Source organism: Mycobacterium sp. 5-140-3-2 (assembly GCF_035666375.1).
GTDB classification, from domain to species: Bacteria; Actinomycetota; Actinomycetes; order Mycobacteriales; family Mycobacteriaceae; genus Mycobacterium; species Mycobacterium intracellulare.
Map to the genome: position 1 here is coordinate 3675335 of NZ_CP142025.1, position 24781 is coordinate 3700115.

General features: G+C 69.9%; 22 protein-coding genes. 8 read left to right on the forward strand and 14 right to left on the reverse strand.

Features of this window, described 5'->3' with window-relative positions:
• Positions 1-53: 53 nt before the first annotated feature.
• Both hisS and P6281_RS16775 read right to left on the reverse strand, forming a co-directional pair.
• The gene (gene hisS, locus P6281_RS16770; RefSeq protein ID WP_008258300.1) at positions 54-1316 is read right to left on the reverse strand and encodes a histidine--tRNA ligase; all 1263 of its coding nucleotides are present in this window, start codon (positions 1314-1316) and stop codon (positions 54-56) included.
• A 3-nt stretch (positions 1317-1319) separates the two neighbouring features.
• The gene (locus P6281_RS16775) at positions 1320-1976 is read right to left on the reverse strand and encodes an MBL fold metallo-hydrolase (RefSeq protein WP_009954373.1); all 657 of its coding nucleotides are present in this window, start codon (positions 1974-1976) and stop codon (positions 1320-1322) included.
• Positions 1977-2091: 115 nt separating this feature from the next.
• On the opposite strand from P6281_RS16775, the gene P6281_RS16780 reads away from it, so the two are divergent.
• Positions 2092-2982, forward strand: a complete 891-nt coding sequence (locus P6281_RS16780) for a peptidylprolyl isomerase (RefSeq protein WP_009954372.1) — start codon at positions 2092-2094, stop codon at positions 2980-2982.
• 13 nt (positions 2983-2995) lie between these two features.
• Here the strand turns inward: P6281_RS16780 and P6281_RS16785 are convergent, their stop codons facing one another.
• The 6 genes from P6281_RS16785 to yajC all read right to left on the reverse strand — a co-directional run bounded on the left by P6281_RS16785 (position 2996) and on the right by yajC (position 11295).
• Positions 2996-5308 carry a RelA/SpoT family protein gene (locus tag P6281_RS16785; protein WP_369751752.1) on the reverse strand — a complete coding sequence of 771 codons (2313 nt, stop codon included), beginning with the start codon at positions 5306-5308 and terminating at the stop codon, positions 2996-2998.
• Between the two features lie 201 nt (positions 5309-5509).
• Complete coding sequence (locus tag P6281_RS16790) at positions 5510-6052, reverse strand: adenine phosphoribosyltransferase (RefSeq protein ID WP_020188558.1); 543 nt, start codon at positions 6050-6052, stop codon at positions 5510-5512.
• A gap of 7 nt (positions 6053-6059) precedes the next feature.
• The gene (locus P6281_RS16795) at positions 6060-7751 is read right to left on the reverse strand and encodes an ABC transporter substrate-binding protein (protein WP_038536759.1); all 1692 of its coding nucleotides are present in this window, start codon (positions 7749-7751) and stop codon (positions 6060-6062) included.
• Positions 7752-7756: 5 nt separating this feature from the next.
• Positions 7757-9055 (reverse strand): protein translocase subunit SecF, encoded by a 1299-nt coding sequence (secF, locus tag P6281_RS16800; RefSeq protein ID WP_038538709.1) that lies wholly within the window; start codon positions 9053-9055, stop codon positions 7757-7759.
• 4 nt (positions 9056-9059) lie between these two features.
• On the reverse strand, positions 9060-10856 hold the full coding sequence (gene secD / locus P6281_RS16805) for a protein translocase subunit SecD (RefSeq protein WP_324738444.1): 1797 nt from the start codon (positions 10854-10856) through the stop codon (positions 9060-9062).
• A 112-nt stretch (positions 10857-10968) separates the two neighbouring features.
• A complete protein-coding gene (yajC, locus tag P6281_RS16810) occupies positions 10969-11295 on the reverse strand; it encodes a preprotein translocase subunit YajC (protein ID WP_008258310.1) in 327 nt (108 codons plus the stop codon).
• A gap of 211 nt (positions 11296-11506) precedes the next feature.
• Between yajC and gabT the strand changes: the two genes are divergently transcribed.
• Positions 11507-12847, forward strand: coding sequence for a 4-aminobutyrate--2-oxoglutarate transaminase (gene gabT, locus P6281_RS16815; RefSeq protein ID WP_324738445.1), 1341 nt, complete (start codon positions 11507-11509; stop codon positions 12845-12847).
• A gap of 139 nt (positions 12848-12986) precedes the next feature.
• The gene (car, locus tag P6281_RS16820) at positions 12987-16511 is read left to right on the forward strand and encodes a carboxylic acid reductase (protein WP_324738446.1); all 3525 of its coding nucleotides are present in this window, start codon (positions 12987-12989) and stop codon (positions 16509-16511) included.
• 63 nt (positions 16512-16574) lie between these two features.
• Here car and P6281_RS16825 read toward each other — a convergent pair whose 3' ends face one another.
• The 6 genes from P6281_RS16825 to ruvC all read right to left on the reverse strand — a co-directional run bounded on the left by P6281_RS16825 (position 16575) and on the right by ruvC (position 20863).
• The gene (locus P6281_RS16825; protein ID WP_008258315.1) at positions 16575-17267 is read right to left on the reverse strand and encodes a hypothetical protein; all 693 of its coding nucleotides are present in this window, start codon (positions 17265-17267) and stop codon (positions 16575-16577) included.
• Positions 17268-17396: 129 nt separating this feature from the next.
• Positions 17397-17783 (reverse strand): DUF1304 domain-containing protein, encoded by a 387-nt coding sequence (locus tag P6281_RS16830; RefSeq protein WP_008258316.1) that lies wholly within the window; start codon positions 17781-17783, stop codon positions 17397-17399.
• Between the two features lie 98 nt (positions 17784-17881).
• Positions 17882-18568 carry a hypothetical protein gene (locus tag P6281_RS16835; protein ID WP_036459436.1) on the reverse strand — a complete coding sequence of 229 codons (687 nt, stop codon included), beginning with the start codon at positions 18566-18568 and terminating at the stop codon, positions 17882-17884.
• A 92-nt stretch (positions 18569-18660) separates the two neighbouring features.
• Entirely contained in the window at positions 18661-19716 is a 1056-nt protein-coding gene (ruvB, locus tag P6281_RS16840; RefSeq protein ID WP_009956162.1) for a Holliday junction branch migration DNA helicase RuvB, read from the reverse strand.
• Complete coding sequence (gene ruvA / locus P6281_RS16845) at positions 19713-20312, reverse strand: Holliday junction branch migration protein RuvA (RefSeq protein ID WP_036459242.1); 600 nt, start codon at positions 20310-20312, stop codon at positions 19713-19715. Before ruvA ends, ruvB begins: the two co-directional genes overlap by 4 nt.
• The gene (gene ruvC, locus P6281_RS16850; RefSeq protein ID WP_225331656.1) at positions 20309-20863 is read right to left on the reverse strand and encodes a crossover junction endodeoxyribonuclease RuvC; all 555 of its coding nucleotides are present in this window, start codon (positions 20861-20863) and stop codon (positions 20309-20311) included. The genes ruvA and ruvC overlap by 4 nt, the downstream gene beginning before the upstream one ends.
• 193 nt (positions 20864-21056) lie before the next feature.
• Between ruvC and P6281_RS16855 the strand changes: the two genes are divergently transcribed.
• The 5 genes from P6281_RS16855 to P6281_RS16875 are packed head-to-tail and all read left to right on the forward strand — an operon-like array spanning position 21057 to position 24686.
• Entirely contained in the window at positions 21057-21668 is a 612-nt protein-coding gene (locus tag P6281_RS16855) for a DUF4178 domain-containing protein (RefSeq protein ID WP_202376575.1), read from the forward strand.
• Between the two features lie 19 nt (positions 21669-21687).
• Entirely contained in the window at positions 21688-22203 is a 516-nt protein-coding gene (locus tag P6281_RS16860; RefSeq protein ID WP_095795671.1) for a DUF2617 family protein, read from the forward strand.
• A complete protein-coding gene (locus tag P6281_RS16865) occupies positions 22200-22631 on the forward strand; it encodes a DUF4247 domain-containing protein (RefSeq protein ID WP_009955062.1) in 432 nt (143 codons plus the stop codon). Before P6281_RS16860 ends, P6281_RS16865 begins: the two co-directional genes overlap by 4 nt.
• A 25-nt stretch (positions 22632-22656) precedes the next feature.
• Positions 22657-23112, forward strand: a complete 456-nt coding sequence (locus P6281_RS16870) for a DUF350 domain-containing protein (RefSeq protein WP_009955061.1) — start codon at positions 22657-22659, stop codon at positions 23110-23112.
• Entirely contained in the window at positions 23109-24686 is a 1578-nt protein-coding gene (locus P6281_RS16875; RefSeq protein WP_324738447.1) for a polyamine aminopropyltransferase, read from the forward strand. The genes P6281_RS16870 and P6281_RS16875 overlap by 4 nt, the downstream gene beginning before the upstream one ends.
• The last annotated feature ends 95 nt before the right edge of the window (positions 24687-24781 follow it).

Sequence of the window (24781 nt, forward strand, 5' to 3'; positions counted from 1 at the left end):
CGTTCGACTATGCCACAGGCAACCGACAAACCGCCTACCAGGCCCGAAACGGGCTACCGGCCCAGCCGCGCAAGCACGTCGGCGACAACGGTCTCCGAAGCGACGGCCGACTGCTCCCCCGTCCCGAGGTCCTTCACCCCGACCGTGCCGGCCTCGATATCGCGGTCGCCCAGCACCAGGGCGACCCGGGCGCCCGACCGGTCGGCCGCGCGCATCGCGCCCTTGAGCCCGCGGTCGCCGTAGGCCAGGTCGACGCGCACCCCGGCGGACCGCAGTTGACCGGCCAGCACCGCCAGCCGCAGCTTGGCCTGCTCGCTCAACGGCACCCCGAAGACCTCGCAGCGCGCCGCCGTCCCCACGCTCTTGCCCTCGGCCCGCAGCGCCAGCAGCGTGCGGTCCACGCCGAGCCCAAATCCGATGCCGGACAGGTCTTGTCCGCCGAGCTCGCGCATCAGGCCGTCGTAGCGGCCCCCGCCGCCGATGCCCGACTGCGCGCCCAGCCCGTCGTGCACGAACTCGAACGTGGTCTTGGTGTAGTAGTCCAGCCCGCGCACCATGCGCGGGTTGATGACGTAGGGCACCCCGAGCGCGTCCAGATGCGCCAGGACGGTGTCGAAGTGCTGCTTGGCCGCATCGGACAGGTGGTCGAGCAGCACCGGCGCATCGGCCGTCATGGCCCGCACCTCGGGTCGCTTGTCGTCGAGGACGCGCAGCGGGTTGATCTCGGCGCGCCGGCGCGTCTCGTCGTCAAGCGAGAGCCCAAACAGGAACTCCTGCAACAGTTCTCGATACGCCGGTCGGCAGCTGTCGTCGCCGAGCGAGGTGATCTCCAGCCGGAAGCCGTCGAGCCCCAGGGAGCGAAAACCCGCGTCGGCCACGGCGATGACCTCGGCGTCCAGGGCCGGGTCGTCGACGCCGATCGCCTCCACGCCGACCTGTTGCAGCTGGCGATAGCGGCCGGCCTGCGGGCGTTCGTAGCGGAAAAACGGTCCCGCGTAACAAAGTTTGACGGGCAACGCGCCGCGGTCCAATCCGTGTTCGATGACGGCGCGGACCACGCCGGCGGTCCCCTCGGGCCGCAGCGTCACCGAACGATCGCCGCGGTCGGCGAACGTGTACATCTCCTTGGACACCACGTCGGTGGACTCGCCCACGCCGCGCGCGAACAGCGCGGTGTCCTCGAAGATGGGCAGCTCGATATCGCCGTAACCGGCGCGGCGGGCGGCCCCGAGCAGTCCGTCGCGCACCGCGACGAACTGGGCCGAGTCCGGCGGGACGTAGTCGGGCACGCCCTTGGGCGCAGAGAATTCCGCCACCGGTTACAGGCCTTCGAGGAAGGGGTTGAGGCGCCGCTCGGCGCCGATGGTGGTGGCGTTGCCGTGCCCCGGCAGCACCACCGTCGCGTCGTCGAGCACCAGGAGTTTGTCGACGATCGAGGTCAGCAGGTCGCGTCCGCTGCCGCCGAACAGATCGGTGCGCCCGACCGACCGCTCGAACAGCGTGTCGCCGGTGAACACCAAGTCCTTGTCCCCGGTCACCCGGAACACCACCGATCCGCGCGTGTGCCCGGGGGTGTGGTCGACGTTGACCGTCACGCTGCCCAGGTCGAGCTTGTCGCCGTCGCGGTCGAGCTCGACGACCTGCTTGGGCTCCCGCCAGAAGGCGCCCGCCACCAGCTGCGCCAGCCGTGGGCCCAGGCCGTAGATCGGGTCTTTGAGCATGAACCTGTCCTCGGGATGGATGTAGGTCGGGCACCCGTAGGTGTCGGAAACCTTCTGCGCCGACCACATGTGGTCGATGTGCCCATGGGTCAGCAGCACCGCCGCCGGCGTCAGCCGGTTCTCGTCCAGGATGCGCCGCAGCGGGGCCATCGCCCGCTGACCCGGATCCACGATGACGGCGTCCGTTCCCGGCCGCTCAGCCAGCACGTAGCAGTTGCACTGCAACATGCCGGCGGGAAATCCGGTGATCAACACGGATCCCATTTTCCCATGGGGCCCACTTGACACGAGTCGCGGCGCCCACATTAGCCTGAGCTGGCCACCTCACGGGTTTATGGGGCTCCGATCCAATCATGGAGGCATAGCGGCCGTGCCGACCAACGAACAACGACGTGCCAACGCCAAGCGCAAGCTCGAACGCCAGCTGGAGCGGCGCGCGAAGCAAGCCAAGACGCGCCGGATCGTGTTGATCGCGGCCGGCTCGATCGTGGCCGTGGCCGTGGTCGTGGCGGTGGTCCTGACGATCGTCAACACCAAGCACGAACACAAGAGCAACACCGCGGCGACGACGACCAGCAGCAGCTCGCCGGAGAGCACGACGCCCGCCGGGCCCGCGCCGTCCGCCCCGCCGTTGCCGGCGTTCAAGCCGTCGGCCGAGGTCGGCGCCAATTGTCAATACCCGGCAACGCCGGAGCCCGCGGCCAAGCAGGTCAAGCCGCCGCGCACCGGCAAGGTGCCGACCGATCCGGCGCAGGTGAGCGTCAGCATGGTGACCAACCAGGGCCACATCGGCCTGATGCTGGCCAACAACGAATCGCCTTGCACCGTCAACAGTTTCGCGAGCCTGGTCGGGCAGAAATACTTCGACAACACCAAATGCCACCGGCTGACCACCTCACCGGGGCTGGGCGTCTTGCAGTGCGGCGACCCCAAGGGCGAAGGCACGGGCGGCCCGGGCTACCAATTCGCCAACGAATACCCCACCGACCAGTACCCGCCGAACGACCCCAAGGCGCAGGAGCCCGTCCTCTACCCGCGCGGCACCCTGGCCATGGCCAACGCCGGGCCCGGCACCAACGGCAGCCAATTCTTCATGGTCTACAAGGACTCCCAGCTGCCGCCGCAATACACCGTGTTCGGCACCATCCAGCCCGACGGGCTCGCCACCCTGGACAAGATCGCCAAGGCCGGCGTCGCCGGCGGCGGCGAGGACGGGGCACCCGCGACCGAGGTCACCATCACCTCGGTGCTGCTCGACTGAGTCCGAGCGGGGCTCAGGCCGCCGACGTCACCCGGTAGACGTCGTACACGCCCTCGACGTTGCGCACCACGTTCAGCAGGTGGCCGAGGTGCTTGGGGTCACCCATCTCAAAGGTGAACCGGCTGATGGCAACTCGATCACCGGACGTGGTCACAGACGCGGACAGGATGTTGACCTTCTCATCGGCCAGCACGCGCGTGACGTCCGACAGCAGCCGGTGCCGGTCGAGCGCCTCGACCTGAATGGCCACCAGGAACACCGACGACGGCGACGGCGCCCAGTGCACCTCGATGATGCGCTCGGACTGCTGCTGCAGCGAGGCGGCGTTGGTGCAGTCGGTGCGGTGCACGCTGACCCCGCCGCCGCGGGTGACGAACCCCATGATCTGGTCGCCGGGCACCGGCGTGCAGCACTTCGCCAGCTTGGTCAGCACGCCCGGGGCACCCGGGACCGAGACCCCGACGTCGTCGCTGCTGCGCGGGCGCCGCAGCATGGTCGTCGGGGTGGACCGTTCGGCGAGGTCTTCTTCGGCCTGGTCGATGCCGCCGAGTTCGGCCAGCAGCCGCTGCACGACGTGCCGGGCCGACACGTGCCCCTCACCGATCGCCGTGTAGAGGGCGGACACGTCGAGGTAGTGCAGCTCGCGGGCCACCGCCGACAGGGTCTCGCCATTGACCAAGCGCTGCAACGGAAGTCCCCCGCGACGCACCTCGCGTGCCATCGCGTCCTTACCGGCCTCCAGTGCCTCCTCGCGGCGCTCCTTGGCGAACCACTGCCGGATCTTGGCCTTGGCGCGCGGTGACACCACGAACTGCTGCCAGTCCCGCGACGGCCCGGCGTTGGCCGCCTTCGAGGTGAAAACCTCGACGACTTCCCCGTTTTCCAGCTTGCGTTCCAGCGCCACCAGCCGTCCGTTGACCCGGGCGCCGATGCAGCGGTGGCCGACCTCGGTGTGCACGGCGTAGGCGAAGTCCACCGGCGTGGAGCCGGTCGGCAGGGTGATGACGTCGCCCTTGGGGGTGAAGACGAAGATCTCTTGTACCGCAAGGTCATACCGCAACGATTCGAGGAATTCGCCGGGGTCGGCGGCCTCCCGTTGCCAGTCGAGCAGCTGGCGCATCCACGCCATGTCGTCGATCTCGGCGGCGGCGTGCGGATGCGGAACGCCGTTGCGCCCCTTGGCCTCCTTGTAGCGCCAGTGCGCGGCGATGCCGTATTCGGCGGTGCGGTGCATGTCGCGGGTCCGTATCTGCACCTCCAGCGGCTTGCCCTCGGGGCCGACGACCGTGGTGTGCAGTGACTGGTACACGCCGTAGCGGGGCTGGGCGATGTAGTCCTTGAACCGGCCGGCCATCGGCTGCCACAGCGAATGCACCACGCCCACAGCGGCATAGCAGTCCCGGATCTCGTCGCACAGGATGCGGATGCCGACCAGGTCGTGGATGTCGTCGAAGTCGCGGCCCTTGACGATCATCTTCTGGTAGATCGACCAGTAGTGCTTGGGCCGGCCCTCCACCGTCGCCTTGATCTTCGAGGCGCCCAGCGTGCTGACGATCTCGGCGCGGACCTTGGCCAGGTAGGTGTCGCGCGACGGCGCGCGCCCGGCGACCAGCCGGACGATCTCCTCGTACTTCTTGGGATGCAGGATCGCGAACGACAGGTCTTCCAACTCCCACTTGACGCTGGCCATACCCAGCCGATGCGCAAGGGGCGCAATGACTTCCAGCGTCTCGCGGGCCTTGCGGGCCTGCTTCTCCGGCGGCAGGAACCGCATGGTGCGCATGTTGTGCAGCCGGTCGGCCACCTTGATCACCAGCACGCGGGGATCGCGCGCCATCGCGGTGATCATCTTGCGGATCGTCTCGCCCTCGGCGGCGCTGCCCAGCACCACCCGATCCAGCTTGGTCACACCGTCGACGAGATGGCCGACCTCTTCGCCGAATTCTTCGCTCAAGGCGTCCAGGGTGTAGCCGGTGTCCTCGACGGTGTCGTGCAGCAGCGCGGCCACCAAAGTCGTGGTGTCCATGCCCAATTCGGCCAGGATGGTGGCGACGGCCAGCGGGTGGGTGATGTACGGGTCGCCCGAGTGGCGCAACTGGGTGGCGTGGCGCTGGTCGGCGACCTCGAAGGCGCGCTGCAGCATCGACACGTTCGCCTTCGGGTAGATCTCCCGGTGCACCGCCACCAGCGGTTCGAGCACCGGGTTGAGCGTGCTGCGCTGCGCGGTCATCCGCCGGGCCAGCCGCGCCCGGACCCGCCGCGACGCGCTGCTGGACGTCTTCAGGGACTCGGTCGGCGGCTCCGGCGCCTCCATGGGCTGCGTGATGGCCGGCGGCTCCGTGACTTTGGTGGGCGCGTCGAGCGCCTGGGACGCGCTGTTGTCATCCGCCACGTGTGGTCACCTCCGAATTCGAGGATACGTCCTCTCGATCCGATGACCCGGCTCCTTCTCGCGCCGTCCCCGTCGCCGCTCCGCGGCCGGGAGGTACCCCCGTCGCGGCGCGCACCGCCGCCGGCGGCGGGAGCGCTACTCGCACATCAGGCTGTGCACCGGCAGCGGCGCGACCGCGTCGCGGCCGCCCAGCCCACCGAGTTCGAACAGCACCGCCGCCGCCACCACGTTCGCCCCGGCCCGCTCGAGCAGCCGGCCCGACGCCGCCAGGGTGCCGCCGGTGGCCAGCACGTCGTCGACGATCACGATGTTGCGTCCGCGCAGGTCAATGCCCTCGCCGGGGATCTCCAGCGTGGCGGTGCCGTATTCCAGGTCGTACCGCTCGGCGTGCACCGGCGGCGGCAACTTCCCGGCCTTGCGGATGGCCAACACGCCCGTGCCCAGCCGGTCGGCGACGGCCGCGGCCACCAAAAACCCCCGGGCCTCGATGCCGGCCACCAGATCGGCGCCGGACGCAAGCTCGGCCACCGCTCCGGTGATCGCCGTCATCGCCGTCGCGTCGGCGAACACCGGGGTGAGGTCCTTGAACTGGATCCCGGGCTTGGGGAAGTCGGCCACCTTGCGCGTCAGCGACGCGATGAGCTCCGCCACGGGCGTCCGCCCGCCGACGTCCGTCACGGCAACCTCACTGCACCAGGGCCCATCGGTCCATGTTCCAGCCCACGCCCCACCGGGTCGGGTTGTTGCTCACGGCGTACATCTTCTTGGACATCAGCAACGTGCGCTGCTGCCGGTACAGCGGCAGGGTGGGCATGTCGCCCCACAGTATCGGCGCGGTTTCGGCCAGCAGCCTGACGCGCTCGGCGGCGTCGGCGGACACCGCCAGCGCCCCGATCGCGCTGTCGACCTGGGGATTGCTGTATCCGCACAGGTTGTTGCCGTTGCCGGTGTGCAGGGCGTACGCGTCCAGCGCCGAGGACCCCGTCGAACCGCTGCCGGTCGCGCCGCCGGTGCTGGCCAGCAACGCGTCGATCTTCCCGTCCCGCAACGCCCGCGGGCCCGAGCTGTCCAGCGTGACGCCGGTGACCGTGATCCCGGCCGCGGCGCACGATTTGGTGATGACGCCCACGTTGACCGCGAGCCGCGCGTTGGGCCCCTGGTAGCCGATCCGCAACGCCAGAGGCGCACCGCCCAGCGCGTTGCGCGCGGCGACCGGATCCGCCTTGCCGAACGGGCCGGCCTCGGCGGCCCCGTCGGCCGCGGTGACGGCGTCGTCACCGGCCGGGCTGAGGCGTGAATTGGCGATCGGCGTCCCCGCGTCGTGGGCCAGCGCGTCGCGCGGCGTGCACAGCGCGACGGCCCGGCGCGCCTTGGGCGCCGCCAGCGGCCCCTGCGGGGCGAAGAACAACTGCTCGATGCCGTCGGACGGGGCATCCGAGCGCTCGTAGTTGTCGGGCGTGGCCAGCGTTCCCGACGAGCCCGCGGCGACGTCGACCACGTCGACGGTGCGGTTGTTGACCCGGTCCTGGATGTCGGGCCCCTGCGGCCACACCGTGATCCGCTTGGTGATGGCCCGCGGCCCCCACCAGCGGTCGTTGGCGACGAGCACGACCGCCCCGCCCTCCAGGACGGACCCGATTTTGTAGGGCCCCGACGACGGAAAGCGCTTGAGGTCGACACCGGGTTTGAGGTCCCAGATCGTGTTCCACAGCTTCGCGATCTGCTGCACCAGCGGCGCGTTGTGGCTGAGCAACGCCGCGGTCACGTCGACGTTGAGCTGGTCGGCGATGACGTGCGAGGGCATCAGCGAGGTCGCGGTGAACAGCTGGTTGTAGTCGACGACGCCGCGGTCCGGGACGAACGACACCCGCGCCTTCTTCTGCCCGGGGATGCACTCGACGTTGGCGATGTCGATATAGCCGCCCTGAGTGGCCGCATCGAATTCCGGGAAGCGGCCGGACTGGGCCGCCCACGCGAGCACGATATCGTCGCAGGTCAACGGCTTGCCGTCGGAGTAGACGGCGTTGTCGGCGATCTGGTAGTCCAGCACCAGCGGCGTGCCGCCGACCACCGAAACGGTGCCGAAGTCGCGGTCGGCGACGATCTGCCCGCCCGGCCCGTGGTAGCTGAACCCGGTGAGCGTGCGGGCGAAGGCCTGCGCGCCGGCCGAGGCGGCGCCGGCGACGGTGTTGGTGTTGTAGGTGCTCAGCGGGCCGTCGACCACGTAGTCGAGCTCGGAGGCGGCGCTACCGGCGCACGCGGTCACCACGAAACCCGCGACCAGCGCCACCGCCAGCCCGGCGCTGATCCACAGCGCGATATTGTGCCGGCCGGTTAGCGCGCCATCGGCCCCAGTTCCCCGGTACCTGGTGGCCATCGCGTCTACCGCCGGCCGACGTTCCGCTTGCCGGTGGGACGACGAGTCCCGGTCGGCCGCACGGGACGGGCCCCCGGCGCAGGCTTGCTCGGTGCGGGCTTGGACGGCCCCGACGGCCTCGACGCCGATTCGGCGGCGTCGGCCTTGGCATCCTCGTCGGGGACGTCGGCGACGTCGTCGGCGTCCGGCGCGTTCTCGGCACCCGCGCGCGCACCGCCGGCGCGCCGCCGCAGGACGCGGCGGGTGTGGGTGCGCACCAACTCGGTGCGTTCCCGCATGCTGACCAGCAGCGGCGTGGCGAAGAAGATCGAGGAGTAGGTGCCGACGATGATGCCGATCAACTGCACCAGCGCCAGGTCCTTCAGGGTGCCGACACCCAGCAGCCACACCGCCACCACCATCAGCGCCAGCACCGGCAGCACGCCGATCAGGCTGGTGTTGATGGACCGCATGAACGTCTGGTTGATCGCCAGGTTGGCCTCTTCGGCGAAGGTGCGCTTGGGTTTGTGCTGGAAGCCGTGGGTGTTCTCCTCGACCTTGTCGAACACGATGACGGTGTCGTAGAGGGAGAATCCGAGGATCGTCAGCAGGCCGATGACGGTGGCCGGGGTGACCTCGAAACCCACCAGCGAGTACACGCCGGCCGTCACGGCCAGGTCGAAGAACATCGCCGCGATCGCGGCCAGCGTCATGTACCGCTCGTAGCGGACCGTGATGTACACGCCGACCAGCGCCAGGAACACCACCAACGCGAACAGCGCCTTCATGGTGATCTGGTCGCCCCAGGTCTCGGAGACCGCCGAGTCGCTGATGGCCTGCTTGCTGGGCTTGCCGTCGGGTCCCTTGGGCCCGAACGCGTCGAACAACGCGTTGCGCAGCTTGGTCGTCTGGTCGTTGGACAGCGTCTCGGAGCGAATCTGCACGGTCGCCGCCGCGCCGTTGCCGACGACGACCACCGATTCCGCATCGTTGCCGAGGGTCTTGCGGAACACGTCCTGGACCTGGGAGGTGTGCACCGTGCCGTGCGTCCCGTTGGCGGGCATCGACACCGTGGTACCGCCGTTGAAGTCGATGCCGAAGCTGAAGCCCCGCAACACGATGGACAGCAGCGCGACCGCGACGATCGCGCCGCTGATGCCGAACCACAGCCGCCGCCGTCCGACCACCTCGAACGCGCCGGTGCCGGTGTAGAGGCGCGACAGGAAGCTGTGGTGCGGCGCCCCGGCGGTGCCGGCGGCGCTGGCGGTCAATTCGGTTGTGCCTGCCGAGGTTTCGGTGATCTCGGTCGCGTCATTGGAGGCCATCACGTCATCCCCGTCCCGTCGTGACCTGCGACGAACCCCGGCGTTCGCGGGCGACCTGCTGGATTGCGCCCAGGCCGTTATATGCGGGCTTCGCCAACGTCGGTGACTTGGAGGCCAGGTAGACCAGCGGCCACGTCACCAGGAACACCACCACCAGGTCCAGGATCGTGGTGAGGCCCAACGTGAATGCGAAGCCCTTCACCTGGCCGATCGCCAGCGCGTAGAGCACCGCGGCGGCCAGGAAGGTGACCGCGTTGCCCGACACGATCGTCTTGCGCGCCCGCGTCCACCCTCGCGGGACCGCCGACCGGAACGAACGCCCTTCGCGGATCTCGTCTTTGATGCGTTCGAAGAAGACGACGAACGAGTCCGCGGTGGTCCCGATACCGATGATCAGACCGGCGATGCCCGCCAGGTCGAGGGTGTAGTTGATCTGGCGACCCAGGATCACCAGGATCGCGAAAACCATTGCGCCGGAAGCGGCCAGCGACAGCGCCGTGAGCAGTCCCAGCACCCGGTAGTAGAGCAGCGAATACAGCAGCACCAGGACCAAGCCGATCGCGCCGGCGATCAACCCCGCGCGCAGCGACGTCAAACCCAGTGTCGCCGAGACGGTTTGGGCCTCCGACGATTCGAACGACAGCGGCAACGAACCGTATTTCAGGACGTTGGCCAGCTGCTTGGCGGTCGCCGCGGTGAACGGCGGGTCGCCGCCGCTGATCTGGGTGCGGCCGCCGGGGATGGCTTCTTGGATCATCGGGGCGCTGACGACCTGCGAGTCAAGCGTGAACGCGGTCTGGGTGCCGATATGGGCGGCGGTGAAGTCCGCCCAGGTGTTCGCCGCCGCGGACTTGAACTGAAGGTCGACGACGTAGCCGATGCCGCGCTGGTTCTGGCTCGAGGTGGCGTCCTGGATCTGGTCACCGCTGATGATCGAGGGCCCCAGCAGATACGCGACCTTGTGGTCGGTCGAGCAGGTGATCAGCGGCTGGGTGGGATCGTCGTTGCCGGCCAGGATGTCTTCTTTGTCGCAGCGCGTCGCCTGGAACTGCAGGGCCAGGAACTGGATGCCCTGCCGGGTGCTCTGCCGCCACTTCTTCTCGTCGGCGATGCGCTCGGCGAGGTCCTTGCGCGGATCCGGCGACGCGGGCTGCTCGGCCGGCGGCGCCCCGGGGGCCGGGGTGGCCGGGGCGGGCGCCGGGGCCCCGGGAGCCGGAGCGGGAGGCGCGGGGGTGGGCGCCGGCGGCGGATCCTGCGGGTAGGGGCGGGGCTGGGCGCCCGGCTTGCCTCCCGGCGCGGGCTGTCCGGCCGGGGGCGGGGCCGGTTGGCCCGGTGCGGGTTGGCCGCTGGGCCCGGGTTCTGCGGGCGCGGGCTGGCCGGGTGCGGGCTGGTGCGCCGGGGGCTTGGGCTCGGCGCTTTGGGCCGGCATCGAGTTGAGCACCGGACGGATGTACAGCCGGGCCGTCTGGCCCAGGTTGCGGGCCTCGTTGCCGTCGTTGCCGGGGACCGTGATGATCAGGTTGTCGCCGTCGACGACGACCTCCGAGCCGGACACGCCGAGCCCGTTGACGCGGGCGCCGATGATCTGCTGCGCCTGCGCCAGCGCCTCGCGGCTGGGGCGCGAGCCGTCCGGGGTGCGCGCGGTCAGCGTGACGCGGGTGCCGCCCTGCAGGTCGATCCCGAGCTTGGGGGCGGCGCGCTTGTCGCCGGTGAGGAACACCAGCAGGTAGACGCCGATGAGCAACACCAAGAAGACCGACAGGTAGCGGGCAGGGTGCACCGGCGCCGAAGACGATGCCACGTTCCTTCTATCTCCTCGAGAATCGGTTACTTACCCCGGACAGAGCCTAGAAAAGCCTACGTGGCCCCGAGGAGCCCGTCGCGCAAGCCGCCCTCCCCCGAAGTATTAGGCGTCAGGAATCCTTGGCGACCGAGCCCTCGTCGGCGGGCTCGTCCCCGTCGACCAGATCCTCGTCGTCGTCGGGCAGGATGCGGTCGCGGATCGCCAGCTTCATCCAGGTGGTCACCACGCCGGGGGAGATCTCGAGGTCGACGGTGTCATCGGTGATCGCGACGACGGTGGCCTGCAGGCCCGACGTGGTGTGCACCCGGTCGCCCGGGCTCAACGACTCGTGCAGGTCGATGGTGGCCTGCATCGCGCGCTTCTGGCGCCGCGACGCGAAATACATGAACCCGCCCATGATGAGCAGGAACGGCAGGAACAGGATCAAACTCTCCATGGGCGCGCCTGTGTCTTTCTTTCTTCGGATTTCGGGGGTGGGTGCCGGTGCGACGCGGACGCCGCGCACCTCATCACGGTCCAGTGTGCCCGTTCAGTCTGGCAGGCCGCGGCCCGTCACCGGCCGCCGCGGTGCGACCGGTGCCCGCCGGAGGCAAGCTCGATAGGCTTTCAACGTGGCGTGACACGCGCGCCGCGGGAGGGAGTACGTGGTGGCCGGCCTCGAGCAGACTCGCCAACTGGTCACCGAGATCCCCGGCCCGCTCTCGCTGGAACTGAGCAAGCGCCGGGCGGCGGCGGTGTCGCACGCGGTCAACGTCTCCGTCCCCGTCTTCGTGGCGCGCGCCGGCGGCGGCATCATCGAGGACGTCGACGGCAACCGGCTCATCGACCTCGGCTCCGGCATCGCGGTGACGACCATCGGCAACTCGGCGCCCCGGGTGGTCGACGCCGTGCGCGCGCAGGTCGCCGAGTTCACCCACACCTGCTTCATGGTGACGCCGTACGAGTCGTACGTCGCGGTGGCCGAGACGCTCAACCGGATCACCCCGGGCTCCGGCGAGAAGCGCTCGGTGCTGTTCAATTCCGGCGCCGAGGCCGTCGAGAACGCCGTCAAGGTCGCGCGCGCCTACACGCGCAAGTCGGCGGTGGTCGCGTTCAACCACGCCTACCACGGCCGCACCAACCTGACGATGGCGCTGACCGCGAAGTCCATGCCCTACAAGGCCGGCTTCGGCCCGTTCGCGCCGGAGGTCTACCGGGCGCCGCTGTCCTACCCCTATCGGGACGGCCTGATCGACAAGGAGCTGGCCACCGACGGGGAGAAGGCCGCCGCGCGGGCCATCCGGGTCATCGACAGCCAGATCGGCGCCGACAACCTGGCCGCCCTCCTGATCGAGCCGATCCAGGGCGAAGGCGGGTTCATCGTGCCGGCCGAGGGATTCCTGCCCACCCTGCTGGAGTGGTGCCGCAGGAACGACGTGGTGTTCATCGCCGACGAGGTGCAGACCGGTTTCGCGCGCTCGGGCGCCATGTTCGCCTGCGAACACGAGGGCATCGAGCCCGACCTGATCTGCACCGCCAAGGCGATCGCCGACGGGCTTCCCCTGTCGGCGGTCACCGGCCGGGCCAACATCATGGACGCGCCGCACGTCGGCGGCCTCGGCGGCACCTTCGGCGGCAACCCCCTGGCCTGCGCGGCGGCGTTGGCCACGATCGAGACGATCGAGAGCGACGGGCTGGTCGAGCGGGCCCAGCAGCTGGAGCGGCTCATCACCGAACCGCTGCTGCGGCTGCAGGCCGGCGACGACCGGATCGGCGACGTCCGCGGCCGCGGCGCGATGATCGCGATCGAGTTGGTGAAGTCGGGGACCGCCGAGCCCGACAGGGAGCTGACCCAAAAGCTGACCGTCGCCGCCCAGGCCGCCGGCGTCATCGTCCTGACCTGCGGCATGTTCGGCAACATCATCCGGCTGCTGCCGCCGCTGACCATCGGCGACGAGCTGCTGGCCGAGGGAATCGAGATCCTGAGCGGGTTGTTGCGCGACCTGTAAGGCCCCGCCCCCGTGGGCAATCTCACAACCACGCCATAGGCCGTATCATGGTGGAATACCGTTACTTTAGCTAACGTTCTATGTGTCAGCGCCGACGCGCTTATTGACTCGCTATCTTTCATTCGCAAGGGATCTGTTTATGTCGACTGCCATTCATGACGAAAACCTCGACCGTCGCATCGAGGAACTCATCGCCAACGACCCCCAGTTCGCCGCCGCCCGACCGGACCCGGCGATCACCGCCGCCACCGAAGCGCCCGGGCTGCGGCTGCCGCAGATCATCCGGACCGTGCTCGACGGCTACGCCGACCGGCCTGCCCTGGCGCAGCGCGTCGTGGAGTTCGTCACCGACGCCAAGACCGGGCGGACGACGGCCGAGCTGCTCCCCCGTTTCGAGACCATCACGTATGGCGAACTCGGCGAACGGGTTTCGGCCCTCGGCCGTGCCTGGGCCGGCGACGCGGTGCGCCCCGGCGACCGCGTCTGCGTGCTCGGCTTCAACAGCGTTGACTACGCCACCATCGACATCGCGCTGGGCACCATCGGGGCCGTGTCGGTGCCGCTGCAGACCAGCGCGGCGATCTCCTCGTTGCAGCCGATCGTCGCCGAGACCGAGCCCAGCCTGATCGCCTCGAGCGTCAACCAGCTGCCCGACGCGGTGGAGCTGATCCTGGCCGGCGACCACGTGCCCGGCAAGCTCGTCGTGTTCGACTACCAGCCCCAGGTCGACGACCAGCGCGAGGCCGTGGAGGCCGCCGCCGCGCGGTTGGCCGACTCCGGCGTCGCGGTCGAGGCTCTCGCCGACGTGCTGCGGCGCGGCAAGGACCTGCCGGCCGTCGAGCTGCCGGCGAGCGACGAGGACTCGCTGGCCCTGCTGATCTACACCTCCGGCAGCACCGGCGCGCCCAAGGGCGCGATGTACCCGCAGAGCAACGTCGGCAAGATGTGGCGGCGCGGGAGCAAGAACTGGTTCGGGGAAAGCGCCGCGTCGATCACCCTCAACTTCATGCCGATGAGCCACGTCATGGGGCGCGGAATCCTCTACGGCACGCTGGGCAACGGCGGCACCGCGTACTTCGCCGCCCGCAGCGACCTGTCCACCCTGCTCGAGGACCTCGAGTTGGTGCGGCCCACCGAGATGAACTTCGTCCCCCGCATCTGGGAGACGCTGTATGGCGAATTCCAGCGCCAGGTCGAGCGGCGGCTGGCCGACGGCGATGCGGGCCCAGAGGCCCGCGAGACTGTCGAGGCTGCGGTGTTGGAAGAACAGCGCCAGTACCTGCTGGGCGGGCGGTTCATCTTCGCGATGACGGGCTCGGCACCCACCTCGCCGGAGCTCAAGGCGTGGGCCGAGTCGCTGCTGCAGATGCACCTGATGGACGGCTACGGCTCCACCGAGGCCGGAATGGTGTTGTTCGACGGGGAGATTCAGCGTCCGCCGGTCATCGACTACAAGCTGGTCGACGTTCCGGATCTGGGCTATTTCAGCACCGACCGTCCGCATCCGCGCGGTGAGTTGTTGCTGCGGACCGAGAACATGTTCCCGGGTTATTACAAGCGGGCCGAGACCACCGCGAACGTGTTCGACGAGGACGGTTATTACCGCACCGGTGACGTGTTCGCCGAGATCGCGCCGGACCGGCTGGTGTATGTCGACCGCCGCAACAACGTGCTCAAGTTGGCCCAGGGCGAGTTCGTCACGTTGGCCAAGCTGGAGGCGGTGTTCGGCAACAGCCCGCTGATCCGCCAGATCTACGTTTACGGCAACAGCGCCCAGCCCTACCTGCTGGCCGTGGTGGTGCCGACCGAGGAAGCGTTGGCGGACAACGATCTTGAGTCGCTCAAGCCGAAGATCGCCGACTCGCTGCAGAAGGTCGCCAAGGAGACCGGCCTGCAGTCCTACGAGGTGCCGCGCGACTTCATCATCGAGACCACGCCGTTCACCCTGGAAAACGGCCTGCTGACCGGGATCCGCAAGCTGGCGTGGCCGAAGCTCAAGGCACACTACGGGGATCGGCTCGAGCAGATGTATGCCGAGCTGGCCGCGGGACAGGCCAACGAGTTGGCCGAACTGCGCCGCAGCGGCGCGGCGGCGCCGGTGGCCCAGACCGTGAGCCGGGCCGCGGCCGCCCTGCTGGGTGCGACGGCCGGGGATCTGTCCGCAGATGCCCACTTCACCGATCTTGGTGGAGACTCGTTGTCGGCGTTGACCTTCGGCAATCTGCTGCGCGAGATCTTCGATGTCGACGTGCCGGTGGGGGTGATCGTCAGCCCGGCCAACGACCTGGCGGGGATCGCCGCCTACATCGAGGCCGAGCGGCAGGGCTCCAAGCGCCCGACGTTCGCCGCCGTGCACGGTCGCGGTGCGACCATGGTGCACGCCAGTGACCTCACGCTGGACAAGTTCCTCGACGAGGCGACCCTGGCCGCCGCGCCCAGCCTGCCCAAGCCGGCCACCGAGGTGCGCACCGTGCTGTTGACCGGCGCGACCGGCTTTTTGGGCCGCTACCTGGCGCTGGACTGGCTCGAGCGGATGGACATGGTCGACGGCAAGGTCATCGCCCTGGTGCGGGCCCGCACCGATGAGGAGGCGCGCGCCCGGCTGGACAAGACCTTCGACAGCGGCGACCCCAAACTGCTGGCGCACTACCAGCGGCTGGCCGCCGACCACCTCGAGGTCATCGCCGGCGACAAGGGTGAGGCCAACCTCGGCCTGGACCCCCAGACCTGGCAGCGACTGGCCGAGGAGGTCGACGTCATCGTCGACCCCGCCGCGCTGGTCAACCACGTGCTGCCCTACAGCGAGCTGTTCGGCCCCAACGCCCTGGGCACCGCGGAACTGATCCGGATCGCGTTGACGTCCAAGCAAAAGCCCTACACCTACGTGTCGACGATCGGGGTGGGCGATCAGATCCAGCCGGGTGAGTTCGTCGAGAACGCCGACATCCGCCAGATCAGCGCCACCCGCGAGATCAACGACGGCTACGCCAACGGCTACGGCAACAGCAAGTGGGCCGGCGAGGTGCTGCTGCGCGAGGCGCACGACCTGTGCGGCCTGCCCGTCACGGTGTTCCGCTGCGACATGATCCTGGCCGACACCACCTATGCCGGGCAGCTCAACCTGCCCGACATGTTCACCCGGCTGATGCTGAGCCTGGTCGCCACCGGTATCGCGCCCGGGTCGTTCTACGAACTGGACACCGACGGCAACCGCCAGCGGGCACACTACGACGGTTTGCCGGTCGAGTTCATCGCCGCGGCGATCTCGACGCTGGGGACCCAAATCACCGACAGCGACACGGGCTTTCAGACCTACCACGTGATGAACCCCTACGACGACGGCATCGGGCTGGACGAGTACATCGATTGGCTGATCGAGGCCGGGTATTCGATCGAGCGGATCGCCGATTACTCCGAGTGGCTGCGGCGCTTCGAGACCTCGCTGCGGGCCCTGCCCGATCGGCAGCGTCAGTACTCGCTGCTGCCGCTGCTGCACAACTACCAGAAGCCGGAAAAGCCGATCAACGGCTCGATGGCGCCCACCGACGTGTTCCGTGCGGCGGTGCAGGAAGCGAAAATCGGCCCCGACAAAGACATCCCGCACGTCTCGGCGCCGGTGATCGTCAAGTACATCACCGACCTGGAGTTGCTCGGACTCCTCTGAGGTGAGCCAAACAGCAAGTCGCCCAGCCCTTTTGGGGCTGGGCGACCTGTTTCGGTGTGCCGACTACTGCTGCGGGTGCGGCCAACGCAGATATGCGGCGTTGCCCCCTGATCCCGCGCCCGCCCGGTGGCGGCGCCATCCCCGCTTTGGTTCGGGGTCAGACGACGCGCGCGGCTTGGTCAGCGCACCCGAGGAGACCTCGGCCGGCTGCTCGTAAACCGAATCCCGATACGGCTCAACGGCCGGTGTGCCCGTGGTGGCCGGCGCCAGCGGCTGCACGTCGCGCGCCAGGCGCACGGCGGTGCGCGCCAACACAACACCTCCGATGAAGATGATCAGCGCGCCCAGGCCCGAGAAGTAGGTGACCTCGAGCACCGCGCGCTTGCGGTCGGTCGCGGCGATCGGGTCACCGGCGGAGCCGATTCCCAGCAGCGGGGCGACGTCGCCGCCCACCACGAACCAGGCGCCGGCCAGCACGGCCAGCCAGCCGCCCAACATCGCGGCGACGCGGTTGCCGGCAACGATCAGCAGCAGGCCGCCCAGCGCGGTGGCCGCGCCCGGCGCGACTTCCAGCCAGCCCCGGGCCGTGCTCCACGCCCAGTTTCGGTCCGGCGTGTAGGCGAAGTTGAAGTGTGGACCGACAAACGGTATTAACGCCCCCCAGGCTCCCAGAATGACCAGGAGCAATCCGCTGACCGCGCCTCGCGAGCGCGGCATGCTCAGCGCGCTGGTTCGGCCGTCTTCTGCGTATTTCATGACATCCCCTCGTTGAATACCGGGCCTGTTTCCGGCTCGAGATGGGTACCCGGCGACTTCCACTAGTAACCCACGCGGCAAACGAAAGCCAACCGAGCGCCGTGGTTGTTGAGGCTGGTGGGACTGGTGTTACTGTTGAAGGCCGAGCAACAGCAGCACGATCGCCATCGCCGGAAAGGTGCCCTGGGCGAGCGCGGCGCGGGCCTTGTCGGGCGCGGACACCAGCAGCACCACCGCGGCCGCGGCCATCGATCCGATGCCGGCAAAAACGAGCGCCGCGCCAACGGTGGTGTGCCCCAACGCAATTACGGCGATGCCGATGCCGGTGACGATCGCGAGGAACAAGTTGTAGAAGCCTTGGTTGAAGGCGAGCAGCTTCGTGGTTTCGGCTTCCGCGGGGGTGGTGCCGAAGGTGGCGCGGGTGCGCGGCGAGGTCCAGGTCAACGATTCCATCACGAAGATGTAGACGTGCAGTAACGCCGCCAGCGCGGCGAACAGCAGCGCGGTCGTGATCATCGCGTCCTCCTCGTCTCGCGGTCGCTCGCACTACCTTCGCGCAAAGCGGCACCGGCAGCCAAGGGCTGCCGGTGCCGTTCGTGTTGCCGGCTACCGTCCTAGACGCCGGCGTGGTGGCGGTGGAACAGGCCGCCGGGGCGGCGGTGGAACAGGCCATGCCCGCCGCGCTCACGGGGTGCCGCGTCGGCCGGCACCGCGTCCGTCCGTGCGGGCGCCATGCCGCCCGTCTCGTCGTACATGGCCGGTTGGGCCGCCGGCACGGCGGCATCGCCCGCCGCGGGCGCCGGTTGGGTCACCACGACGTCGCGCGCGTGCCGAACGGCCAGGCGTGCCACGGCCGCCCCACCCAGGAACACGATCAGGGCGCCGAGGCCGGTGAAGTAGGTGACCTCGAGCAGGGCCCGTTTCAGGTCCGCCGCGGCCGCCGGTTGGCCGACGTCCCCGATGCCCAGCGTCGGCGCGAACGCGCGGCCGACGACGAACCAGGCGCCGCCCAGCACCGCCAGCCAGCCGCCGAACACGGCGTTCGCGCGGTTGCCGGAGAGCAGCACCAGCAGGCCACCCACCGCCGCGGCGACCCCGGGAAGCACCTCGAGCCAGCCTTTGGCCGCGGTCCAGGTCCAGGCCGGGTCGGTGGCGTAGGCCCAGTCGATGTTGGGCCCGAAGAACGGAACCAGCGCACCCCAAGCTCCCAACAGAATCAGGAGTAGCCCGGTCAGCGCGCCGCGGGTACGCGGCATGTACAGCGCGCGAGGGCGTTCGTAGTCGTGGCGCCTGTTCCTCATCTCAATCTCCTTCACGAGGCGTGATTGTTGTGAGGTTGGTTACCCACGGCGCCGCGAAGTAACCGGATGGGGCCCGCGCGATCGTTTGCTGGCTACTCGAACAGGCCGGGCTGCCCGAGACCGGCCGCCCCGGCCGGCGGCGCCATGCCCAGGTGCGTCCACGCCTGGGCGGTGGCCACCCGGCCGCGCGGGGTCCGGGCGACCATGCCGGCGCGCACCAGGAACGGCTCGCACACCTCCTCGACGGTGGTCGCCTCCTCGCCGACCGCCACCGCCAGCGTCGACACCCCGACCGGGCCGCCGCCGAAGCTGCGGGTCAGCGCCGAGAGCACGGCCCGGTCCAGCCGGTCCAGTCCCAGTTCGTCGACGTCGTAGACCGCCAGCGCGGACTTGGCGACGTCGCGGGTGATCACACCGTCGGCGCGCACCTCGGCGAAGTCCCGCACCCGGCGCAACAGCCGGTTGGCGATCCGCGGCGTGCCCCGCGAGCGGCGGGCGATCTCCTCGGCCGCGTCGCCGCCGAGTTCGATGCCCAGGATCCCGGCGGAGCGGGCCAGCACCCGTTCCAGCTCGGCGGGCTCGTAGAAGTCCATGTGGGCGGTGAAGCCGAAGCGATCGCGCAGCGGGCCGGTCAGCGCGCCGGACCGGGTGGTGGCGCCAACCAGGGTGAACGGCGCCACCTCCAGCGGGATCGACGTCGCGCCCGGGCCCTTGCCGACGACCACGTCGACCCGGAAGTCCTCCATGGCCAGGTAGAGCATTTCCTCGGCGGGCCGCGCGATGCGGTGGATCTCGTCGATGAACAACACGTCGTGCTCGACCAGGTTGGACAGCATGGCCGCCAGGTCGCCGGCGCGTTCCAGCGCGGGGCCGGACGTCAGCCGCAGCGAGGAGCCGAGCTCGGCCGCGATGATCATGGCCAGCGACGTCTTGCCCAGCCCCGGCGGCCCGGACAGCAGGATGTGATCCGGTGTGCCGCCGCGGTTTTTGGCGCCCTCGATGACGAGCTGCAGCTGTTCGCGCACCCGCGGCTGGCCGATGAACTCCCGCAGCGAGCGCGGCCGCAGGCTGACGTCGATGTCGCCCTCGCCGGGCGCCAGCGCGCCGGAGACGTCGCGGTCCGACCAGTCTTCCTCAGCGGGGGTCATCGGGACTTGCCCAGCAGCGACAGGGCGGCGCGCAGCGCACCGGAGGTGGTCGCGTCCTGCTCGGCGGCCAGCACCTTGTCGGTGGCTTCCTCGGCCTGCTTGACGGCGAACCCGAGGCCCACCAGGGCCTCCACCACCGGCCCGCGGATCGCGTGGCCGTTGAGCGCGGCGCCCGCGGCGGCCGCGCCCGCACCGGCGGCGCCCACCTTGTCCCGCAGCTCCAGGACCATCCGTTCGGCACTGCGTTTGCCGATCCCGGGGACCCGGGTCAGCGCGGCGACGTCACCGTCGTGCAGCGCCTGGCGCAGCGCGCCGGCGTCGTGCACGGCCAGGGTCGCCATCGCCAGCCGGGGCCCGACCCCCGACACCGACAGCAGGGTCAAAAACAGGTCGCGGGTGTCGGTGTCGGTGAAGCCGTACAGCGTCATCGAATCCTCGCGGACGATCATCGCGGTGATCAGCCGCGCCTCGGTCCCGGTCCGCAGCGCGGACAGCGTCGACGGCGTCGCGTTCACCCGGTAGCCGACGCCGGCGGCCTCGATCACCGCATGGTCGAGCGCCACCTCGAGCACCTCGCCGCGCACCGCGGCGATCATCGGGCGGCCTTGAGCTTGGCCTTGTATTTCTGCCGCTGCTGGGCGGCCAGCGCCTCGGCGGCGGCCATCCGGGCGATCATCGGCGCCCGCCAGCAATGACAGATCGCCAGCGCGAGCGCGTCGGCGGCGTCCGCCGGCGTCGGTTTGGCTTGCAGCGCAAGGATTCTGGTGACCATCGCGGTGACCTGCGCCTTGTCGGCCGCGCCGTTGCCGGTGACCGCGGCCTTGACCTCGCTCGGGGTGTGGAAGTGCACGTCGATGCCGCGCCTGGCCGCCGCCAGCGCGACCACCCCACCGGCCTGGGCCGTGCCCATCACCGTCGACACGTTCAGCTGGGAGAAGACCCGCTCGACCGCCACGACGTCGGGCTCATGCGTGGCCAGCCAATGCTCGACGGCGTCACTGATCGTCAGCAGCCGCTCGGCGAGCGGCGCGTCCGACGGCGTGCGCACCACGTCGACGTCGAGCGCGACCACGGTGCGCCCGCGCCCGCTCTCGACGACCGACAGCCCGCACCGGGTCAGGCCGGGGTCGACGCCCATCACCCGCATTACCCGCTCCCACCTAGTAGAACAGCTGTTCGATACCCTAGCGGCCGGCACCGACGCGCCGCGGCTGCGACACGCGGCGGCGCCACCGATTCTGGGCCGATTCCCGGGCCGCGAGGTTACCGCGCCGGTGCCGCGAAAAAGCTGTTAGCTTTAGCCCACGTTCGCTCAAGCATCGTGGCAACGGAGGGTGCGCGTGGGATCTCTGCTGGTCGTGCTCGCCATCGTGCTGTTCATCGCGTCCATCGTGGTGCTCGTCATCGCTTTGCGCCGCCCCAAGCGGCCGGCCGAGCGCGCCGGGCGGCCGGATCCGCTCGCGTCGGACGCGATGCCGCAGTTCGGGCCGCGCCAACTGGGCCCCGGCGCCATCGTCAGCTACGGCGGCACCGACTACATCGTGCGCGGGTCGGTCACCTTCCGCGAGGGACCGTTCGTCTGGTGGGAACACCTGCTCGAGGGCGGCGACCAGCCGATCTGGTTCAGCGTCGAGGAGGACGACGGACGGCTGGAACTGGCGATGTGGATCACCCGCAAGGACGTCCCGCTGCGGCCCGGCGACCCGTACGTCGTCGACGGCGCGATGTTTCACGAGACCGAACGCGGCCGCGCCTCGTACACGACCGAAGGCACCACCGGGCTGCCGGCCGGCGGCGAGATGGAATTCGTCGACTGCACCAACGAGGACGAGACGATCCTGCTCTCCTTCGAGCGCTGGGCCCCGGACATGCCCTGGGAGGTGTCGACGGGCAAGGCCGTGTCGCCCGGCGAACTCACCGTGTACGCGGCGCCCCCGCCCAGCCCCGCCTAGCGCGCGCGAGGTCAGGCCGGTGCCCCTTCATCAGCTCGCCGTGACCCCGGCGGACGTATCCGGGCAGCGGCTGGGGCTCGCGCTCAACGCGCCGGTCCCCGCGCCGCTGGCCACCTGCCGGCTGGACCATCCCTGCGGCGCCGGGGCGCTGCTGCTCGGGGTGCTCGGCGCGTCGCACGTCGTCGCGGTCGAGCACGCCGCGGGCCGGTTCTCCGAGGAAATCTCTTGCACGGCACGCAATCTCGGGGCCGACCTGCCCGAGCGCACCGACGCGCCCGGCTACCGCCTGCAATCGCGCACCGGCGCCCGCGACGAGGCGGACTTCCGCCGCCTCGCGCACGACCTGCGCGGCCGCTGCGCCCGCCAGGCGGGCTGGCTCGGCGGCACGTTCCCGGGCGACGACGCCGCGCTGACCGTGCTGGCCGCCGAGCCCGACGGCGCCGGATGGCGTTGGCGGACATGGCATCTGTACCCGGGGCGTCCCGCGGGCTCCGGCGGGACCGTGGTTCACACGGCGAGCCGGTGGCAACCGTGAGCCGGACCCGCCTGTTCGTGATCTCCGGCCTGCTGGCGGCCGGCGCGGTGGTGTGCCTGATCACCGGAATCATCCTGTTGCAGAAGAACATCGCGTCGTACGTGGCGGGCCACTATCACGAGTACGCCCACGACGTGAACGGCAGGCGCTACCAGTGCAGCGGGTCGCCACGGCAGGCGGCCGACACGCTCGCCGCGTACGCGCACCCCGAGGCGCGCGCCGACAACGGCAACACCGAATACCTGCGGTACGCCAACAACATCGTGATCGTCGGGCCCGACGGGACCTACCCGTGCAGCATCCGCGTCGAGTCGCTGAGCGCCGGCTACAGCCACGGCGCGTTCATCTTCCTCGGTCCCGGATTCACCCCCGGCTCCCCGTCGGGCGGTTCCGGAGGCAGCCCCGGCGGCCCGGGCGGAACCAAGTGATGGCACCACCGCAAAGGAGACAACCATGTACCTCGCCGTCGAGATCGGAACCGTCGACATCAATCCCGTCCTGAAGGGCGCGGTCGCGACGATCCTGTACTTCGTCGTCGGCATGGCCGTCCTGCTCGTCGGGTTCTACGTGGTCGACGTGCTGACCCCGGGAAAGCTGCGCCACCTGGTGTTCATCGACCGCCGCCCCAACGCCGTGATCGTCGCGGGCGCGATGTACATCGCGCTGACCGTCGTCATCATCACCGCGATCGCCAACAGCTACAGCCAGTTGGGCCAGGGGCTCCTCGGCGTGGCGGTGTACGGATTGATGGGGGTGATTTTGCTCGGGATAGCGCTGCTCACAATGCATCTGCTGATCCCGGGGAGTTTCCACGAGCACATCGACGAGCAGGTGCTGCATCCCGGCTCGTTCGCGGTGGCGCTGATACTGCTCGCCGTGGGAGGGGTGACCGCCGCGGCGGTGTCATGAGCTCCGTCGACGTGGCCACGGCCCCGGCGGCGCCGTCCGCGGCAGCGTCGGGGCGGTGGCGGGCGCTGCTGTTGGCCGCCGTGGCGGCGTGCGCGGCCTGCGGCATCATCTACGAACTCGCGCTGCTGACGCTGTCGGCCAGCCTCGACGGCGGCGGCATCGTCGCCACCTCGCTGATCGTGGCGGGCTACATCGCCGCGCTGGGCGTGGGCGCGCTGCTGGTCAAACCCCTGCTGGCGCACGCGGCGATCATCTTCATCGCCGTGGAGGCGCTGCTCGGCGTCATCGGCGGGCTGTCCGCGGCGGCGCTGTACATGGTGTTCGCGTTCCTGGACGGCTCCGTCGGGTCGACGTGGGTGCTGGCGGTGAGCACGGCCCTGATCGGCGGCCTGGTCGGTGCCGAGGTGCCGCTGTTGATGACGCTGCTGCAGAGCGGGCGGGTGACCGGTGCCGCCGACGCCGGGCGCACGCTCGCCAACCTCAACGCCGCCGACTACCTCGGCGCGCTGCTGGGCGGGCTGGTCTGGCCGTTCCTGCTGCTGCCGCAGCTGGGGATGATCCGCGGCGCGGCGGCCACCGGCATTATCAACCTGGCGGCGGCGGCCGTCGTCGCGCTTTTCCTGCTGCGCCGCGTGGTTTCGACGCGCCAGCTGCTGCTGGCGCTGTGCGCGCTGGCCGCCGCGCTGGGGCTGCTGGCCACCCTGCTGCTGCGTTCGGCCGACGTCGAAACCACAAGCCGGCAACGGCTTTACGCCGACCCGATCGTCGCCTACCGGCACACGCCCTACCAGGAGATCGTGGTGACCCGCCGCGGCAACGACACCCGCCTGTACCTCGACGGCGGGCTGCAATTCTCCACCCGGGACGAATACCGCTACACCGAAAGCCTGGTGTACCCCGCCGTCGGCAAGGGCGCGCGTTCGGTGCTGGTGCTCGGCGGGGGCGACGGCCTGGTGGCCCGCGAGTTGCTGCGCCTGCCAGGCGTTTCCAAGATCGTGCAGGTCGAGCTCGACCCCGCGGTGATCGACATCGCGCGCACCACGCTGCGTGGCGCCAACGGCGGTTCGTTGGACAACCCGCGGGTGGCCGTGGTGACGCAGGACGCGATGAACTGGTTGCGCGGACCCGACCTCGACCGGTTCGACGCGATCATCGTCGACCTTCCCGATCCCGACACACCCGTGCTGGGCCGGCTGTATTCGGCCGAGTTCTACGCGCTGGCCGCGCGGGCGCTGGCGCCCGGCGGGCTGATGGCGGTGCAGGCGGGCAGCCCCTTTTCCACGCCGACGGCCTACTGGCGCACGGTGTCGACGATCCGGGCGGCGGGCTACGCGGTCACGCCGTATCACGTGCACGTGCCGACGTTCGGCGATTGGGGATTCGCCCTGGCGCAGCGCGCCGATACCGCGCCCACGCCGACGGTGCCGCCCGACGCTCCCCCGCTGCGTTTCCTCAACCAGCAGGTGCTTCAGGCCGCGTGCGTGTTCTCCGGCGACGTCGCGCCGCGGCCCGTGGAGCCGTCGACGCTGGACAATCCGCGCATCGTCGAGGACATGCGGCACGGGTATGACTAGATCCGTTGCGTAATCCCTTGCGCCGAGCGTGCAGTGAGGGCGAAAAATCGGCCGAAATCTCGCCCTGAGTGCACGCTCGGCGAGGCGAAGGAGGC

Excerpts from the sequence above, each read along its gene's own strand:
- P6281_RS16795 (WP_038536759.1), bottom strand. The coding sequence starts at position 7,751 with ATGGCCACCAGGTACCGGGGAACTGGGGCCGATGGCGCGCTAACCGGC.
- secF (WP_038538709.1), bottom strand. The coding sequence starts at position 9,055 with ATGGCCTCCAATGACGCGACCGAGATCACCGAAACCTCGGCAGGCACA.
- yajC (WP_008258310.1), bottom strand. The coding sequence starts at position 11,295 with ATGGAGAGTTTGATCCTGTTCCTGCCGTTCCTGCTCATCATGGGCGGG.
- car (WP_324738446.1), top strand. The coding sequence starts at position 12,987 with ATGTCGACTGCCATTCATGACGAAAACCTCGACCGTCGCATCGAGGAA.
- P6281_RS16825 (WP_008258315.1), bottom strand. The coding sequence starts at position 17,267 with ATGAAATACGCAGAAGACGGCCGAACCAGCGCGCTGAGCATGCCGCGC.
- P6281_RS16830 (WP_008258316.1), bottom strand. The coding sequence starts at position 17,783 with ATGATCACGACCGCGCTGCTGTTCGCCGCGCTGGCGGCGTTACTGCAC.
- P6281_RS16835 (WP_036459436.1), bottom strand. The coding sequence starts at position 18,568 with ATGAGGAACAGGCGCCACGACTACGAACGCCCTCGCGCGCTGTACATG.
- ruvB (WP_009956162.1), bottom strand. The coding sequence starts at position 19,716 with ATGACCCCCGCTGAGGAAGACTGGTCGGACCGCGACGTCTCCGGCGCG.
- ruvA (WP_036459242.1), bottom strand. The coding sequence starts at position 20,312 with ATGATCGCCGCGGTGCGCGGCGAGGTGCTCGAGGTGGCGCTCGACCAT.
- ruvC (WP_225331656.1), bottom strand. The coding sequence starts at position 20,863 with ATGCGGGTGATGGGCGTCGACCCCGGCCTGACCCGGTGCGGGCTGTCG.
- P6281_RS16870 (WP_009955061.1), top strand. The coding sequence starts at position 22,657 with ATGTACCTCGCCGTCGAGATCGGAACCGTCGACATCAATCCCGTCCTG.
- P6281_RS16875 (WP_324738447.1), top strand. The coding sequence starts at position 23,109 with ATGAGCTCCGTCGACGTGGCCACGGCCCCGGCGGCGCCGTCCGCGGCA.